We start from the raw sequence: 15,529 nt of genomic DNA on the forward strand, positions 1-15,529 counted from the left end.
CAGCATAAGACACAGCGTAATGTTGTGTCTTATGCCGCTAACAAACCTATTAAAAAAATGAGGGATATTTTCGCATCATCGAAAATTCCAGATAACATGTTGGCGGTTGATTTGCTTTCTCTAATATAAATTAACCTATACCCAATAGATTTCAAGATGGATCGCGACGGCAAGGGAGCGAATCCCCGGAAGCATAGAGAACTCTGTGACCAAGGTGAGTGAGTGCAGCCAACAAAGAGGCAACTTGAAAGATAACAGGTATATACCCAATAGATTTCAAGATGCATCGCGACGGCAAGGGAGCGAATCCCCGGGAGCATAGATAACTATGTGACTGGGGTGAGTGAGTGCAGCCAACAAAGAGGCAACTTGAAAGATAACAGGTATATTCTTATTTATCTTTTTTCTTGAGGTACATAAGCATTAACAAAACCAATTTTTCATTTTTATTGATAGCCTTATGAGCAGCAGGATTTAAGCTATGACTAAAAGTCATTATTTTAACTTCCGGTTTTAATCGACATAAAGTTTTAACAGTTTTTACCCGCTGCAAAAAATCCTTAATCATTTCGGTTTCATCTTTAATGATTAAGCAGCTATTTATCACGTTCAGACGTGATTTAAACTGAGTCAGTCGGGATTTTCGGGGTAAAAAAGCGCTAAACCGTAAGGTTAAAGGCCGTAAAAACCCATCTAAATGATAGAAAAATGCGATCAGTACAAACTTTCTCGTTTTATCATTGATAAAAACTCAACAGTGATAATCAAAACACTAAAAGCCCGTAATCCGAAATACCGTGTAATGCTGTATCTGTTAATTTCTATGCTATCCTGCAATGACTCATTAACTCACTCTGAATAATACCCATGATTGCCAAATTGCTACGTTCTGCTTTTTTAGGATTACTTGTAGCTGTAATTTTGCTGCTTACCGTTCCATCGTTGCGCCCTACCGGGTTGATATCTGCAATCACCAGCAACAGTAATGACGAAGTTCCATTCAGTTTTAATAAAGGTGTCCGCCGAGCAGCGCCGGCTGTGGTTAACGTCTACAGCAGCAATATGGGAAGTTTTTCTCATCAAGGCCGGGAAAATCATACCCTTGGCTCTGGCGTTATTATGAGTGATAGAGGCTACATTCTTACTAATAAACACGTCATCAATAACGCAGGACAAATTATTGTTGCACTACAAAACGGCCATTTTTATGAAGCCCTGATTGTAGGTTCTGACAGCCTAACAGATCTTGCAGTCTTGAAAATTGATGCCGAAAACCTGCCTGTCATTACTATCAATCCAAATAGAGTGGCCCATGTAGGAGATGTCGTTCTGGCCATTGGTAACCCTTACAATCTGGGGCAAACTATTACTCAGGGGATTATTAGCGCCACTGGCCGCGTTGGATTAAGCCCTACCCGACGCCAAAATTTTCTCCAAACCGATGCTTCTATTAATCAGGGTAACTCTGGCGGTGCATTGATTAATACCACTGGAGAACTAGTGGGTATTAATACATTATCATTCGACAAAAGTGAAAATGGTGAAACCCCAGAAGGACTGGGTTTTGCTATTCCTACTGAACTCGCCACCAAGATTATGCAGAAACTTATCCGTGACGGACGGGTTATCCGAGGTTTTATTGGCATAACGTCACAGGAGCTTCCACATATTCGCTCTTCTAACGGCAATATCAATCAGATTCAGGGGCTACGGGTATTTCAGGTGACCCTAAATGGACCCGCGCAAAAAGTCGGTATTAAAGTAGGTGATATTATTACCAGTGTAAATAACAAACCGGCTATTTCAGCGGCTGAAACAATGGATCAAGTGGCTGAAATACGTCCCGGTAGTGTCGTTCCTGTCACTTTACTGCGTAATGGGAAATTGTTATCACTGCGAGTAACTATTGAAGAATATGGTGAATAGTAACTGTGCTCCCCGCCTTGATGTTGTGAGATGAAATGTCCGAAACTGGCATGCTCAGGTGTAATACCATGACAGACAAAGATACATCCCAACTCCAAACGTGCCAGCCGTTCAAAATCTCTGAGGGAAGTTATTCCCTTTATGATGCTTCATCATAGAACGTGGGGAATATGCAGCCCTGTCTGATGAAACGTAATGGTACCCGAAAAGTGCCCGATCCTGCTCATCAAGCATATCGGAAACAATGAATGCCATGCATTCTCCCACTTGCTTCCAGTAGTCATGAAGAGAAAGTTTTTAGGCCGGTACAGACAGGTGCTGAGCTGAGACAAACTGACGCCCGGTATGTATGGAAAACATCAGTTGCCACAAGGATTTACGGGGCATGATGCTAATTGACGGGCATGGTCACTAACTGCCCAACAGAACCGCGATCTGCCATTTCCAGGATCTGACTGTAATACAAAAACGGGAAGTGCTCATAAGATGGCTGGTTCATATAAACCAACAATTCCACCCGACCATCAACCCAGACAGTATCTTTCCAGCCATAATCCTGCGGTTGTGGTATCGCCCCATTGTTGCTAATAACTTTAAACTGTACACCTTCAATATGAAACGGTTGTGGGGAGAATGCATTCACGATCCAGCGCTCCCATGTCCCTTGTTGGCTGGTAATATCTACCCGGTTCATATCCCACAACACACCGTTAATTCCTGGTGTATTATCATCAAGATAAATTTCGCGGTTACGGATTGCGTTGGAAACCTGCATAGAATCATCGACCAGACGGGATGGTAGTTCATCAGTCACCAAAGATAACAAACCTGTCGCCTTAATGGTCAGAACAGTAGTAGAAATCAACATAGTAGATGGTTCAAACAACCCACGCAGCCGGTCAAGTACACCAGCTGATTCGCCAGCCGTAACAGAAATCTCATCCCCTTTGGACATATCGATCAATACTTCCCGTCGCTCGCCGGGCGCAATGGACATTTGTTGAATAGATACGGGTGAAGGTAACAATCCCAAATCAGTACCTATCATATAGAAAGGACGACCATCACTGATTTGTAACTGATATCGGCGAGCATTGGATGCATTCAGTAAACGCAGACGAATCCAACCACGGGATACTTCAATAAAAGGATTTTGTACGCCATTAACCAACAAAGTATTACCAATAAATCCACCAGCAGCTGGCCGATATTCAGGAACACCAAAGTTATCCAGTCGTTTATCCTGGAGAATAACCGGGAAATCATTAACACCATAATGTTTTGGCAATGGTAAATTACGGCTGGTTTCATCTTCCACCAGCCACATCCCGGCCAAGCCGTTATAAACATGTGGCGCCATCCGGTTAGGCGTATTGGCATGATACCAGCAGGTTGCCGCCGACTGACGAATGGGAAGTACAGGAGACCAGTCAGCTCCCGGAGAAATCTGACGAGCAACGCCTCCAGTCAGAGTACCCGGTAATTGCAATCCACTGACCGTCATCGAAACTGGTTCAGTTAACCGATTACTGTATATCAGTTTCACATCATCATTTTTATGAACCCGTACAGTCGGACCAAGATATTGACCATTAATTCCCCATACACTGGTTTTGTATTGCCCATCAAAAGTCCAGTGTGCTTTTTGTAAAGTCAGAAATAGTGGCTGTCCACCACGGGACTCCAATAAAGGGGGAACCGGCAAAGCAGTTTGCTGATTTTTGCTGGCCCGAACTATAAAAGGAGCAGCTCCGATACACATTGCCAAGCCTGATCCCTGAATAAATTGGCGCCGACTAAATGACATATTTTCTCCGCGATAAACACAATAGAACTCCGGGTGTTATGTACCTCACTTTGCAATCACCCACCACGGAAGCTAATAACCCATTACCGAAGTTATTAAAGTTTATTGTCCTTTTGATTGCGCTTAACAAAAACATTATTTACCAAAAGCTCATCATATCGCGAACACGAAACGAATTCTAAAACTATCTGAATGCATTACACAAATCGGTCCCAGTGAGTAAACCGTTATACCTGCCGGGAGTTTTACCTATCGATGAGCTAACTGGCAATACTTTTCAAAGTTGACAAACCGGATTGAATCTCTGTTGATGTTTTTATGTTTGAATACCCGGGAGCTTGCTGACAGGGATTTATCGAAACACCATTTCCAAGCGCCATGTAAATCTTTCAGTTTCTGCTGGAGATTATCTGCGTACGCCCCGCCATCTCGGTTCTCTTCTTCCATTAGGTTACCCTTCTGTTCAATTCAAAAACAGAGGGGAATTTCTCACTGGTTTCAAGCAGGAGTTTCGTCTCGGCCAACCCATAATTAAAGTAGAGTGCCCAATTAATGAAATCGCCGTCCGTCCCACAAGAATAACTTATTTACTAAATATAAAATATTATTAATATTTCAAGCCAGCAATGCTGGCTTTCTTTTTAGAATAGATGTAATACTAATTTAAATCAGATTTTTTTGCTTTAACGTTATTTTTGTTACTTCATTTATACCCAACGGATTTCAAGATGCATCGAGATGGCAAGGGAGCTAATCCCCGGGAGCATAGAGAACTATGTCATAGAGAACTATGTGACCAGGGTGAGTGAGTGCAGCCAACCAAGAGGCAACTTGAAAGATAACGGGTATAAATAATATTTATATAAATCCTCCTTCATCACCCAAGCATAACGTTCAAATTCATCATTAATGATTATTTTGGTATTTTTAGCACAGCAATTAAAAATAAGGTAAATCATATATCCCCATCTGAAATAATTATATCAAAATTAGGCTCCATAACGATATTCGCCTTATCCCTTTCTTCTCCCGCCTTATGTCGGCGGGAGTACCCTTTCGAAGGAAAAGATAGCAAACCAAATAACCTATTATAAATACGTATTCTATTTCCTTATTACCTCTAATTCCTTATCCAGCTTTTCTATTTTAGCCTTCATCACCTGATGACAATACTCGGCCAATTCACGCACTTGCTCTTTGGTATACCCAGAGGTATCAATTGGTGGCAGCATTTCAACAATGACAGTACCATTATTCCAGCGATTTAACTTAATATTGCCATTAGCAATGGAAGAGACACAGACAGGAACAATAGGAACTCCCGCAGCAATAGCAGCATGGAAAGCCCCCGTTTTAAACGGCAATAAACCCCGGCCACGGCTACGTGTTCCTTCCGGAAACATCCAGACAGAGATACGGCGTTTTTGAATCTGTTCCACCACTTGAGTAATCGTGCCGTGTGCTTTAGCACGATTATTACGATCAATCAGAATATTACCTGTCAGCCAATATAACTGACCAAAAAAGGGGATCAGCACCAAGCTTCTTTTACCCACTGTCACGGTGCTCGGCTGGACCGCGTTAGACATGGTTATCATGTCATAGTTGTTCTGGTGGTTGCCAATATAGATACTCGGCCCATAATTCTTGGCTTCGGCAGGAATACGCTCAATTATTTTGATGCCAAATACTTTCGACAATCGACCAAACATATGACCAAATACCATGACATGGTGTGGATTACGCGGTCTAAATACGCAGTAAATACCCCCCAATACACACACTAAAATCGAAAACAAAATAACAATAATGCCACGAATAATCGCTAACATAGCCGCCTCTTGTTTAACGGGCCTCACCCGGCCCGTTAAGGTTTTATTTAATCCAAATTTAGAGTCCATCCCAATCAGGCTATTTTATTTGCCATTCTTTAGTCATAAAGGGCAAGAATCAAACTGCCTGTAACAATAACGCCTATTGGGATAAGACGTTAAGCAGAAGGTGGTGTATCAATCTGAACTCGCTCAATACGTTGCAACCCACGAGGTAGGGATGTTCCCTTACGCCCACGTTCTGCCCGGAATTTCTGAAGATCTTCAGGGCGCAATGTCAGTTTACGTTTACCAAAGTAAAGTGTCATAGACGATTGTGGTGGTAATATAAACAACCAACCCAACCGCTCATCTCCTGCCCCCGCCTGAACAGAAATTATTTTATTCCCTTTCCCTTTCGAAAGCTGGGGTAGATCTGCAACTGGGAACATTAACATGCGGCCTGCGCTAGTAATTGCCAACAACATATCATCCTGCGGGTTATTTATTTCCAGCGGCGCTATAACGTTAGCATTTTCTGGCAATGTAATCAGTGCCTTACCTGCCCGGTTTTTGGCTACTAAATCACTAAAATTACAAATAAAACCGTAACCGGCATCAGATGCCATCAAGAATTTCTGCTCATCAGGCGCCATCAATACATGTTCTACCGTTGCTCCCGCTGGCAGGGTCAATTTCCCCGTGAGTGGCTCTCCCTGACCTCTGGCAGAAGGCAGATCCCGAGGATCAAGTGAATAACTGCGCCCCGTCGTATCAATAAAGACAACCGGCTGATTACTTTTACCACGAGCTGCGCCACGGAAGCTGTCTCCTGCTTTGTAATTTAGCCCAGTCGGATCGATATCATGACCTTTCGCACTGCGCACCCAACCCATTTCTGACAGTACAATTGTCACCGGCTCAGAAGGCGTAATGTCGTGCTCACTCATAGCCTTAGCTTCATCACGTTCTCTCATTGGAGAACGACGCTCATCACCGTAAGTTGCTGCATCAGCAATGATCTCTTTCTTCAGCAATGTGTTTAACTTGCGCTCAGAACCCAAAATTGCCTGTAACTTATCACGCTCTTTTGCCAATTCATCCTGCTCGCCACGGATTTTCATCTCTTCCAGTTTAGCTAAGTGGCGCAATTTCAGTTCAAGAATAGCTTCTGTCTGAGTCTCACTTAAGCCAAAACGCGCCATTAACATCGGTTTTGGCTCATCCTCATTACGGATAATATTAATGACTTCATCAATATTGAGGAATGCAATCAATAAGCCTTCCAGAACATGTAAGCGCTTAAGAACTTTTGCCAAACGATGATTCAAGCGTTTACGAACAGTTTCCCGGCGGAATATCAGCCATTCAGACAAGATCTCGACTAAACCTTTTACTGTCGGACGATTATCCAATCCGATCATATTCAGGTTGACGCGATAACTCTTTTCTAGATCTGTTGTCGCAAACAGATGATTCATCACCTGTTCCAAATCAACCCGGTTTGTACGAGGGACAATAACCAGACGAGTTGGGTTTTCATGATCAGATTCATCACGTAAATCATCAACCATTGGCAACTTTTTAGCGCGCATCTGGCTGGCGATCTGCTCCAATATTTTAGCCCCAGAAACCTGATGCGGTAGCGCAGTGATGACCACATTGCCATCTTCTTTTGACCAAACAGCACGCATCCGCACTGAACCACGGCCATTTTTATAAATTTTGCGAATATCTTCGTAAGAAGTGATGATCTCTGCTTCAGTCGGATAATCAGGACCTTTGACATGCTCCATCAACTCATCAAGAGTACTTTGTGGTTTATCCAACAGCGTTACTAGTGCATTAGCCACTTCACGGGCATTATGAGGCGGAATATCTGTCGCCATACCCACCGCAATACCTGTCGTACCATTGAGCAAAATGTTTGGCAGACGCGCCGGCAGCATTTTAGGTTCCTGCAACGTGCCATCAAAGTTTGGTACCCAGTCAACGGTGCCGTGTCCTAACTCAGTCAGCAGTAATTCTGCATATTTGGACAAACGAGACTCGGTATAACGCATAGCTGCAAAAGATTTAGGATCATCCGGCGCGCCCCAGTTCCCTTGTCCATCCACCAGTGGATAACGGTAAGAGAATGGCTGCGCCATCAGCACCATAGCTTCATAACAAGCGCCGTCACCATGCGGATGGTATTTACCCAGCACATCCCCCACAGTACGAGCAGACTTCTTAAATTTGGCGGTATTGTTCAGCCCCAGTTCTGACATGGCATAAACAATACGGCGCTGAACCGGTTTCAAACCGTCACCGATAAAAGGCAGCGCCCTGTCCATGATGACGTACATGGAGTAATTTAGGTAGGCGGTTTCAGTAAATGAGCGAAGCGGTAAACGCTCCACGCCATCATGAGTTATCTCACTCATTCATCATTTCCTCAGAATCTTTTTTGACTATCCCTGTGGGCATTACACTTCAATTTCCACAGTATCACCTTTCTCTTGCAGCCAATTACGGCGATCTTCTGAACGCTTCTTCGCCAGAAGCATGTCCATCATAGAGAAGGTTTCCTGGTAGTTTTCATCATCGATAGTCAACTGCACCAGACGACGGGTATTTGGGTCTAATGTCGTTTCACGTAATTGTAGTGGGTTCATCTCCCCCAATCCTTTAAAACGCTGCACGTTGGGTTTACCCCGTTTGCGGCTCAGGCGATCCAGTACCGCACTTTTTTCTTCTTCATCCAGTGCGTAATACACTTCTTTGCCCAGATCGATACGATATAAAGGTGGCATTGCCATATAAACATGGCCATTTTTAACCAATGTTGGAAAGTGACGAACAAACAGTGCACATAGCAGCGTTGCAATATGCAACCCATCTGAGTCTGCATCCGCCAAAATACAGATTTTACCATAGCGTAACTGGCTGAGATCGCTACTATCCGGGTCGATGCCAATAGCAACTGAGATATCATGGACTTCCTGTGATGCCAATACTTCATCAGAAGAGACTTCCCAGGTATTCAGGATTTTCCCTTTCAGTGGCATGATAGCTTGATATTCACGATCGCGAGCCTGTTTTGCAGAGCCGCCCGCAGAATCCCCTTCCACCAGAAACAGTTCAGTGAAATTCAGATCCTGTGATGTACAATCAGCCAATTTTCCCGGCAATGCAGGGCCACTGGTCAATTTTTTGCGCACAACTTTTTTGGCTGCGCGCATTCTGCGCTGTGCACTGGCGATTGCCAATTCAGCCAATTGCTCTGCTTCCTGGACATTCTGGTTTAACCACAAACTGAAAGCATCTTTGACAACACCAGAAACAAAGGCAGCAGATTGGCGGGAAGATAGACGTTCTTTAGTCTGACCAGCGAATTGCGGGTCTTGCATTTTTACAGACAGAACATAGGCACAACGGTCCCAAATATCATCTGCTGAAAGTTTCACTCCGCGCGGCAGGATATTACGGAATTCACAAAATTCACGCATGGCATCCAGTAACCCCTGACGCAACCCATTTACGTGGGTACCTCCCTGCATAGTCGGGATCAGGTTGACATAACTTTCAGTCAGCAGTTCTCCCCCTTCCGGCAGCCAGAGCAGCGCCCAGTCAATCGCTTCAGTTTCACCGCTGAAAGTACCGACAAAAGGGGCTACCGGTAATGTTATCAGGCCATTAACAGCGGCCATCAGGTAGTCAGTCAGGCCATCGGCATAGCACCATTTTTGTTCGGTATCGTTAATTTTGTCTTTAAAGACAATTTCTACTCCCGGACACAAAACCGCTTTCGCTTTCAATAAATGGGTCAGACGAGAAGCAGAGAAACGTGGACTGTCAAAGAAGCTTCCATCAGGCCAAAAGTGAACACTGGTACCCGTGTTACGTTTACCACAACTGCCAATCACCGCTAATTCCTGTACTTTATCGCCATTCTCAAACGCTATCTGATAAACCTGACTACTACGGCGGACGGTGACTTCAATTCGTTTGGACAAGGCGTTAACAACAGAGATCCCCACACCGTGAAGACCACCGGAAAACTGATAGTTTTTATTGGAAAATTTACCACCGGCATGTAAGCGGCTCAGGATCAATTCAACTGCTGAAACCCCTTCTTCAGGATGAATATCAACCGGCATACCACGGCCATCATCAATGACCTCCAGTGACTGATCGCCGTGAAGGATCACTTCAATATATTTAGCGTGCCCAGCCAAAGCTTCATCCACGCTGTTATCGATCACTTCCTGAGCCAAATGGTTCGGACGGGTTGTATCAGTGTACATTCCCGGACGACGGCGAACCGGCTCCAGGCCACTGAGGACTTCAATGGCATCTGCGTTGTAACTAGATTGAGTCATTTTGTAATTCTGTTGGTTGCTTCGTGATTAAAGGGCTAATCAGTTTTGTATACTGTTGATAATACCAGTCGTTTAAACATTTTTGGCAAGTTTTTTCTCACCATCACTGGAAAACCCAAGAAAATTGATGATTTGCGGGAAATAGTGTTCAAACCCGATAAAGGCGTGATTACCACCAGATTCAATAGTTTGCTTGCACAATACGAGATAGGCAACGGCCTGACGGTAATCCAACACCTCATCCCCAGTTTGCTGCAATAACCAGATAAGATCCGGTGATTCCAACGGTTCAATATGCATGACTTTGAGGTCATGTATATGGCGCGGCTCCAAAGTATACCGTTGTTTAGTATAGGGGTTAACATTTTCCCCAAGATAATTCCGCAATAGCTCAAACGGGCGAACGGCTGGATTGACAACAACAGCGGGTAAGCTGAAACATTGTGAAAGCCATATTGCCAGGTAACCACCGAGAGAAGAACCCACAATACCCACATCATTCCCGGCATGTTCTATCACCAGATTTTCCAGCAATTCAGCCGCGTCTTCAGGATAAGGCGGCAACTGAGGCACCAGCATTTCGATTTCGGGATGATGCCGATGTAGCCACTCTTTCAAGGCGTTTGCTTTTACCGACTGTGGGGAACTATTAAAACCATGCAGATAAAGTAATATTGACATCAGGCAGTGCCCCTCGATTGTGCGTGAACGCCGCTGGTCACTACGCTCCTGTGCAACAAGACACAAACTGTGAGGCTTGGCAGACCAAATAAACAGAGAGTAACACAGCAGTATAAGGAGACAAACACAACCTAATACCCGTCCGACTCTAAATCAGGACAAAATTCATTGCTCTCTAGTCTGTAGACCTGAGTTGTCAAACCAAATTCGCCTTTATCATTAACAGATAGCTCGAGATAACGCCATCCCGGAGCAACAGTATCAAGCATAAAATTAGTACAATGTGGCTTGAACTGCACACATGTTGATGGTGTTGCCATCATGCGAATACTATTCCAATCAAGGTCGATCTCCTGATGTATATGCCCGCACAGCATTGCTTTAACCTGCGAATACCCTCGCAAATATTGCGCCAGAATATGTGAGTTACGCAAACTATGCTGATCCAACCAAGTACAACCTGATGGCAATGGATGATGATGAAGCAGAATCACAGCATAACGTTCAGGATACTCATCCAGACACTTTTTCATCCACTCTAGCTGATATTCCGACAACTCTCCGTGAGGAACACCCTGTACCTGACTGTCAAGCATCAGAAGCTGCCAGTATTTACCGACCAAAATCTGTTTTGATGGAGAGATGCCCGCAGCCGCCAATGCATCCACCATAGCGGGTTGATAATCATGATTACCTGGTAACCAGACACAAGGTGCCGGCAAACGGGCAATACCATCAGCAAAATGCTGATAAGCTTCCAGCGTCTGATCCTGAGCCAAATCACCCGTAGCAACGATCAAATCAATCTCAGTATTTTGTGCGAGAATGGCATCCAGTACCGAGTGATAACTACGATAAGTATTAATACCCAACAAAGTATCTTCTTTGCCAGCAAAAAGATGCGTATCTGTTATTTGCAATATTTTGGCTGTGGTTCCCTCTACCACAGGCAATTCAAACAGGCTTTCCAAATGGTTTCCTTGTCCTATAAGTCATTGGCGAACATCATAACTCGTTTTAACACAAGAGATCTGCTGACTGGAACACACTTCCCTTTTTTAGGTTAAAAATTAGGAATTATCCGAATTCCACTCTCTTTTTAACTTTTCATGGTGCAATGCCAGCCATTGTATTGCAATAACTGAAGCGGCATTATCAATAATTCCTTCTTCCATCCACTGATAAGCCTGTTCACGGCTGACCACATGCACCCGGATATCTTCATGTTCCCCCGATAATCCATGAATACCGGCAGCCGTCGTCGCATCCACTTCACCGACCATCACAGAAATACGTTCAGTTGTTCCTCCTGGGCTGGAGAGATAACTCAATACGGGTTTACAGCGTTTAACTTCAATTCCTGCCTCTTCCATCGCTTCACGACGCACCACATGCTCGACATCTTCACCGTCTTCAATCATACCGGCAACAATTTCCAACAGCCATGGTGTTGCTTTAGTCTCTATTGCCGGAATTCGTATCTGTTCTATCAGTACAACCTCATCACGGAGTGGATCATAAGGTAACAGAGCACCAGCATGCCCACGTTCAAAAACTTCGCGGCTGACCTCTTCACTCCAGCCTCCAGCAAACAGACGATGACGGAAGCGGTAATTGGTTAATTTAAAGAACCCTTTGTACAAGCTTTTTTTCGCTATAATTTCCACATCCTGTTTATCTAACATGACTGACATTAACGACTTTTTATTCATAAAAATCTCCTAAATACTTTCTTAATTGCTAGCCACTAAATGATATTAATCAAGCAGAGTTAAAAAATTCATCCTTTGGTGGTGTAAAGTTAAACTAAATTAAGGCAATATGGCACAAATGGCTACCTTTGACTGATAGCATTCTCTGCTAGAATCAGTGACATTTCGTTTTTCATCAAGGCAACTAAGCAAAATAGCTGTGCAATAAAGGAATTAAAATGAAGAAACTGCTCTCCCTTTTAATCGCTATGAGCCTAGCGGGATTTAGCTCAGCCAGTCAGGCTGAAGATCTTTTGCAGGTTTATAAGCAAGCAAAAGAAAGTAACCCTGAGCTACGTAAATCAATGGCTGAACGTAATGCAGCTTTTGAAAAAATTAATGAATCCCGTAGTCCATTATTACCTCAACTGGGGTTAAATACGGGATATACCTATAACAGCGGTTACCGCGATACACGTAACCAAGAAAGTAATACATTGAGTACGACACTTAAGTTGACTCAAACCATTTTTGATATGTCTAAATGGCGCCAGTTGAACTTACAAGAAAAAACGGCGGGTATTGCTGATGTTACCTATCAAAGCAGTGAACAAAAACTGATTCTAGATAGTGCAACAGCTTACTTCAAGGTACTACGTACTATTGATTCCCTCTCTTATATTGAAGCGCAGAAAGCGGCAATTTACCGTCAGCTGGATCAAACCACTCAACGTTTTAATGTCGGTCTGGTCGCCATTACTGATGTCCAAAACGCTCGTGCTAACTACGATAGAGTATTAGCTGATGAGGTTGTCGGTCGTAATGAGCTGGACAATGCATTGGAGGGACTGCGTCTGGTAACGGGTACTTATTACCCTCAGTTAGCCTCGCTGAATATTGATCGTTTCAAAACACAGAAACCAGAAGCGGTGGATATTCTGCTAAAGGAGGCAGAAAAACGTAATCTCAGCCTGCTGTCAGCCCGTTTAGGCCAAGATCTGGCTCGTGAGAAAATCAAAGTGGAGCAATCCGGTCATATGCCAGTCATTGAGCTAGGCGCCTCTACTGGTGTATCAAACAGCCAATTTCATGGCACAAACAAAACAAATAACTATAGCGGCGAAAACAGCGTTGGCCTGACACTCAGCCTACCAATTTACAGCGGTGGGGCAACCAATTCCCGCGTTGAACAGGCACAATACGGTTTTGTCAGCGCCAGCGAACAACTAGAAAACATCTATCGTAATGTTGTACAGGTTGTCCGTTCCTCTTTTAACAACATATCTGCCTCTATCAGTAGTATCAACGCTTTCAAGCAGGTTGTTGTTTCCGCACAAAGCTCACTGGATGCAATGGAAGCAGGTTATCAAGTCGGTACACGTACTATTGTTGATGTGTTGGATGCAACGACAAAATTATATGATGCCAAGCAAAAGCTATCCAATGCCCGCTATGATTATCTGATTAATCAACTGAATATTAAGCACGCTCTTGGCACATTAAATGAGAATGATTTAGCTGTCCTGAATAATACGTTGGGCAAACAGCTCTCAACCTCAGCCAACAATATTGTTCAAGAAACAGCTGCACCAGTAACATCTGGCCGTAATTGATTCAGTTATTCATCTTTAATAATAAACAGCCCGCCATCAAGCGGGCTATTTTTTCTTATCAACGACAATTTTCTCTGAAAGAAAATCCGATATTTATCTTAATACAAAGCCTATATAAATCAGAAAAACCCTTCGAATGGATTCCAGCTCTGGCTATTCACTGTTTCTTTCAGATAATAGGCATAGTTAGCCATCATGCTCCATATTGCCGCAAAAGCACAATTAACCCCGGTGCTAACAGCAAAAGAGAGTTCACTTTCAATGCTCCCCAATATCATCATCACAACAACAGCAATTCCAAGTAAAGCCAGATTTTTCCGCCATAAACCTAAAACAAAAAAGTAAATAAAACCAAAAAAGAAGGCGATAAAATTCATATTTAACAGAATACGACGCATAGGTGATTCTGCTTTCATAGCAGCTTTATGCTCAGGAGATTTAAGGGCACCATGCTGTTAAAAAATGCAAAACGTGTCTGCCATTTTTCTGAATATTGACTTTTATCCATACTACTTCATTCCTTAATTAAAATAGAAAATACAACACGAACGTTACAATAACATTTTGTCATTAATTTAAGGTTATATTCCAGAAATTACCTGCTGGAGTTATCACAGAGGACAATGCAATTAGTAGATTCATTTACATAATAACCATACTCGTTTAATTATCCTTAATTTACCAGAAATTATACTGATAAGATTAATACTAAAAAATATCAATGACATCACTGATTTTCAAAATTAGCATATCTATTTCACAATATTCATAGCCAGATTAAGCGGAATACCCAATAATCAATATCCAGGAATCCCTTTATCAGGCAAAAAAATAAGGCTATCAACCGAAGGTTTATGCTTTAATTTTGTTCATCTTTCCCCTATCCTTAAGACTATTTCATTAAAGAATCACAGACACCTAAAATCTGGATATACGACTATGACAATAAAGCGAACCAAAAACATTAACCACAGCGCATTCCGTAAAGCCTGGCGTAGTTATCGCCTGGCTCCTGTGGCAATAGCTGTCAGTGCAGTTTTCATGTTATCTGCCTGTGAACAGAGTGATGAAACTGTCTCTCTTTACATGAATGCAGATGATTGCTCCCAAGCAAATCCATCACAGAGTGAGCAATGTACCCTTACTTATAATAATGCTTTGAAAGAAGCAGAAAAAACAGCCCCTAAATATGCAACCAAAGAAGACTGTATTGCTGAATTTGGTGAAGCACAATGCACTCAAGCTCCTGCACAAGCGGGGCCCGGCACAACCACCAATGGTGAAGCACAGGCTCAGCAACAACAAAGCGGCAGCTTCTGGATGCCTTTGATGGCCGGTTACATGATGGGACGTCTGATGGGCGGCGGTGCAGCAGCTCCATCACAACCACTGTTTAGCTCCAAATCCGCAGCCAGCCCGGCAAACGGTAAATTTGTTGATGCGACAGGAAAAAGCTATGGCCCTGCAACCGCAGGGGGTCGCACCATGACAGTCCCTAAAACCGCAATGGCACCAAAACCAGCAACAACGACAACCATTACCCGTGGCGGCTTCGGTGATTCTGTTGCCAAACAGTCAACCATGCAACGTAGTTCCTCTTCAGGTTCTACTTCCCGTTCAATGGGAGGCTAATCAC

13 protein-coding genes are annotated in these 15,529 nt (G+C 43.4%); 3 read left to right on the forward strand and 10 right to left on the reverse strand.

Annotated features, from left to right (window positions below; genetic code table 11):
* Nucleotides 1–391 precede the first annotated feature (391 nt).
* A complete protein-coding gene (locus EAE89_RS08760) occupies nt 392–568 on the reverse strand; it encodes a hypothetical protein (RefSeq protein WP_161804205.1) in 177 nt (58 codons plus the stop codon).
* 299 nt (nt 569–867) lie between these two features.
* Here EAE89_RS08760 and degS point away from each other — a divergent pair, with 299 nt between their 5' ends.
* Nucleotides 868–1,926 (forward strand): outer membrane-stress sensor serine endopeptidase DegS, encoded by a 1,059-nt coding sequence (gene degS / locus EAE89_RS08765; RefSeq protein ID WP_149616557.1) that lies wholly within the window; start codon nt 868–870, stop codon nt 1,924–1,926.
* Nucleotides 1,927–2,317: 391 nt separating this feature from the next.
* Here the strand turns inward: degS and ftsP are convergent, their stop codons facing one another.
* The 8 genes from ftsP to nudF all read right to left on the reverse strand — a co-directional run bounded on the left by ftsP (nt 2,318) and on the right by nudF (nt 12,301).
* Entirely contained in the window at nt 2,318–3,733 is a 1,416-nt protein-coding gene (ftsP, locus tag EAE89_RS08770) for a cell division protein FtsP (protein ID WP_054476000.1), read from the reverse strand.
* Between the two features lie 249 nt (nt 3,734–3,982).
* Nucleotides 3,983–4,180, reverse strand: coding sequence for a hypothetical protein (locus EAE89_RS08775; RefSeq protein ID WP_054476003.1), 198 nt, complete (start codon nt 4,178–4,180; stop codon nt 3,983–3,985).
* Between the two features lie 656 nt (nt 4,181–4,836).
* A complete protein-coding gene (locus EAE89_RS08780) occupies nt 4,837–5,565 on the reverse strand; it encodes a 1-acylglycerol-3-phosphate O-acyltransferase (RefSeq protein WP_054476068.1) in 729 nt (242 codons plus the stop codon).
* Nucleotides 5,566–5,723: 158 nt separating this feature from the next.
* Nucleotides 5,724–7,970 carry a DNA topoisomerase IV subunit A gene (parC, locus tag EAE89_RS08785; RefSeq protein WP_214085699.1) on the reverse strand — a complete coding sequence of 749 codons (2,247 nt, stop codon included), beginning with the start codon at nt 7,968–7,970 and terminating at the stop codon, nt 5,724–5,726.
* A 42-nt stretch (nt 7,971–8,012) separates the two neighbouring features.
* Entirely contained in the window at nt 8,013–9,908 is a 1,896-nt protein-coding gene (gene parE, locus EAE89_RS08790; protein ID WP_054476007.1) for a DNA topoisomerase IV subunit B, read from the reverse strand.
* A 72-nt stretch (nt 9,909–9,980) separates the two neighbouring features.
* A complete protein-coding gene (yqiA, locus tag EAE89_RS08795) occupies nt 9,981–10,589 on the reverse strand; it encodes an esterase YqiA (RefSeq protein WP_054476010.1) in 609 nt (202 codons plus the stop codon).
* A gap of 131 nt (nt 10,590–10,720) precedes the next feature.
* On the reverse strand, nt 10,721–11,560 hold the full coding sequence (cpdA, locus tag EAE89_RS08800; RefSeq protein ID WP_054476012.1) for a 3',5'-cyclic-AMP phosphodiesterase: 840 nt from the start codon (nt 11,558–11,560) through the stop codon (nt 10,721–10,723).
* A 99-nt stretch (nt 11,561–11,659) separates the two neighbouring features.
* Nucleotides 11,660–12,301, reverse strand: coding sequence for an ADP-ribose diphosphatase (gene nudF / locus EAE89_RS08805; protein ID WP_054476014.1), 642 nt, complete (start codon nt 12,299–12,301; stop codon nt 11,660–11,662).
* Between the two features lie 218 nt (nt 12,302–12,519).
* On the opposite strand from nudF, the gene tolC reads away from it, so the two are divergent.
* Nucleotides 12,520–13,893 carry an outer membrane channel protein TolC gene (gene tolC, locus EAE89_RS08810; RefSeq protein ID WP_054476017.1) on the forward strand — a complete coding sequence of 458 codons (1,374 nt, stop codon included), beginning with the start codon at nt 12,520–12,522 and terminating at the stop codon, nt 13,891–13,893.
* Nucleotides 13,894–14,012: 119 nt separating this feature from the next.
* Here tolC and EAE89_RS08815 read toward each other — a convergent pair whose 3' ends face one another.
* The gene (locus tag EAE89_RS08815) at nt 14,013–14,309 is read right to left on the reverse strand and encodes a DUF2628 domain-containing protein (RefSeq protein WP_235525385.1); all 297 of its coding nucleotides are present in this window, start codon (nt 14,307–14,309) and stop codon (nt 14,013–14,015) included.
* 523 nt (nt 14,310–14,832) lie between these two features.
* On the opposite strand from EAE89_RS08815, the gene EAE89_RS08820 reads away from it, so the two are divergent.
* The gene (locus EAE89_RS08820) at nt 14,833–15,525 is read left to right on the forward strand and encodes a DUF1190 family protein (protein WP_054476018.1); all 693 of its coding nucleotides are present in this window, start codon (nt 14,833–14,835) and stop codon (nt 15,523–15,525) included.
* Nucleotides 15,526–15,529: the final 4 nt, after the last annotated feature.

The organism is Photorhabdus heterorhabditis, from assembly GCF_018448905.1.
Taxonomy (GTDB): domain Bacteria; phylum Pseudomonadota; class Gammaproteobacteria; order Enterobacterales; family Enterobacteriaceae; genus Photorhabdus; species Photorhabdus heterorhabditis.

Excerpts from the sequence above, each read along its gene's own strand:
- EAE89_RS08815 (WP_235525385.1), bottom strand. The coding sequence starts at position 14,309 with ATGAAAGCAGAATCACCTATGCGTCGTATTCTGTTAAATATGAATTTT.
- EAE89_RS08775 (WP_054476003.1), bottom strand. The coding sequence starts at position 4,180 with ATGGAAGAAGAGAACCGAGATGGCGGGGCGTACGCAGATAATCTCCAG.
- ftsP (WP_054476000.1), bottom strand. The coding sequence starts at position 3,733 with ATGTCATTTAGTCGGCGCCAATTTATTCAGGGATCAGGCTTGGCAATG.
- EAE89_RS08760 (WP_161804205.1), bottom strand. The coding sequence starts at position 568 with ATGATTAAGGATTTTTTGCAGCGGGTAAAAACTGTTAAAACTTTATGT.
- tolC (WP_054476017.1), top strand. The coding sequence starts at position 12,520 with ATGAAGAAACTGCTCTCCCTTTTAATCGCTATGAGCCTAGCGGGATTT.
- parE (WP_054476007.1), bottom strand. The coding sequence starts at position 9,908 with ATGACTCAATCTAGTTACAACGCAGATGCCATTGAAGTCCTCAGTGGC.
- degS (WP_149616557.1), top strand. The coding sequence starts at position 868 with ATGATTGCCAAATTGCTACGTTCTGCTTTTTTAGGATTACTTGTAGCT.
- EAE89_RS08820 (WP_054476018.1), top strand. The coding sequence starts at position 14,833 with ATGACAATAAAGCGAACCAAAAACATTAACCACAGCGCATTCCGTAAA.
- parC (WP_214085699.1), bottom strand. The coding sequence starts at position 7,970 with ATGAGTGAGATAACTCATGATGGCGTGGAGCGTTTACCGCTTCGCTCA.
- EAE89_RS08780 (WP_054476068.1), bottom strand. The coding sequence starts at position 5,565 with ATGTTAGCGATTATTCGTGGCATTATTGTTATTTTGTTTTCGATTTTA.
- nudF (WP_054476014.1), bottom strand. The coding sequence starts at position 12,301 with ATGAATAAAAAGTCGTTAATGTCAGTCATGTTAGATAAACAGGATGTG.
- yqiA (WP_054476010.1), bottom strand. The coding sequence starts at position 10,589 with ATGTCAATATTACTTTATCTGCATGGTTTTAATAGTTCCCCACAGTCG.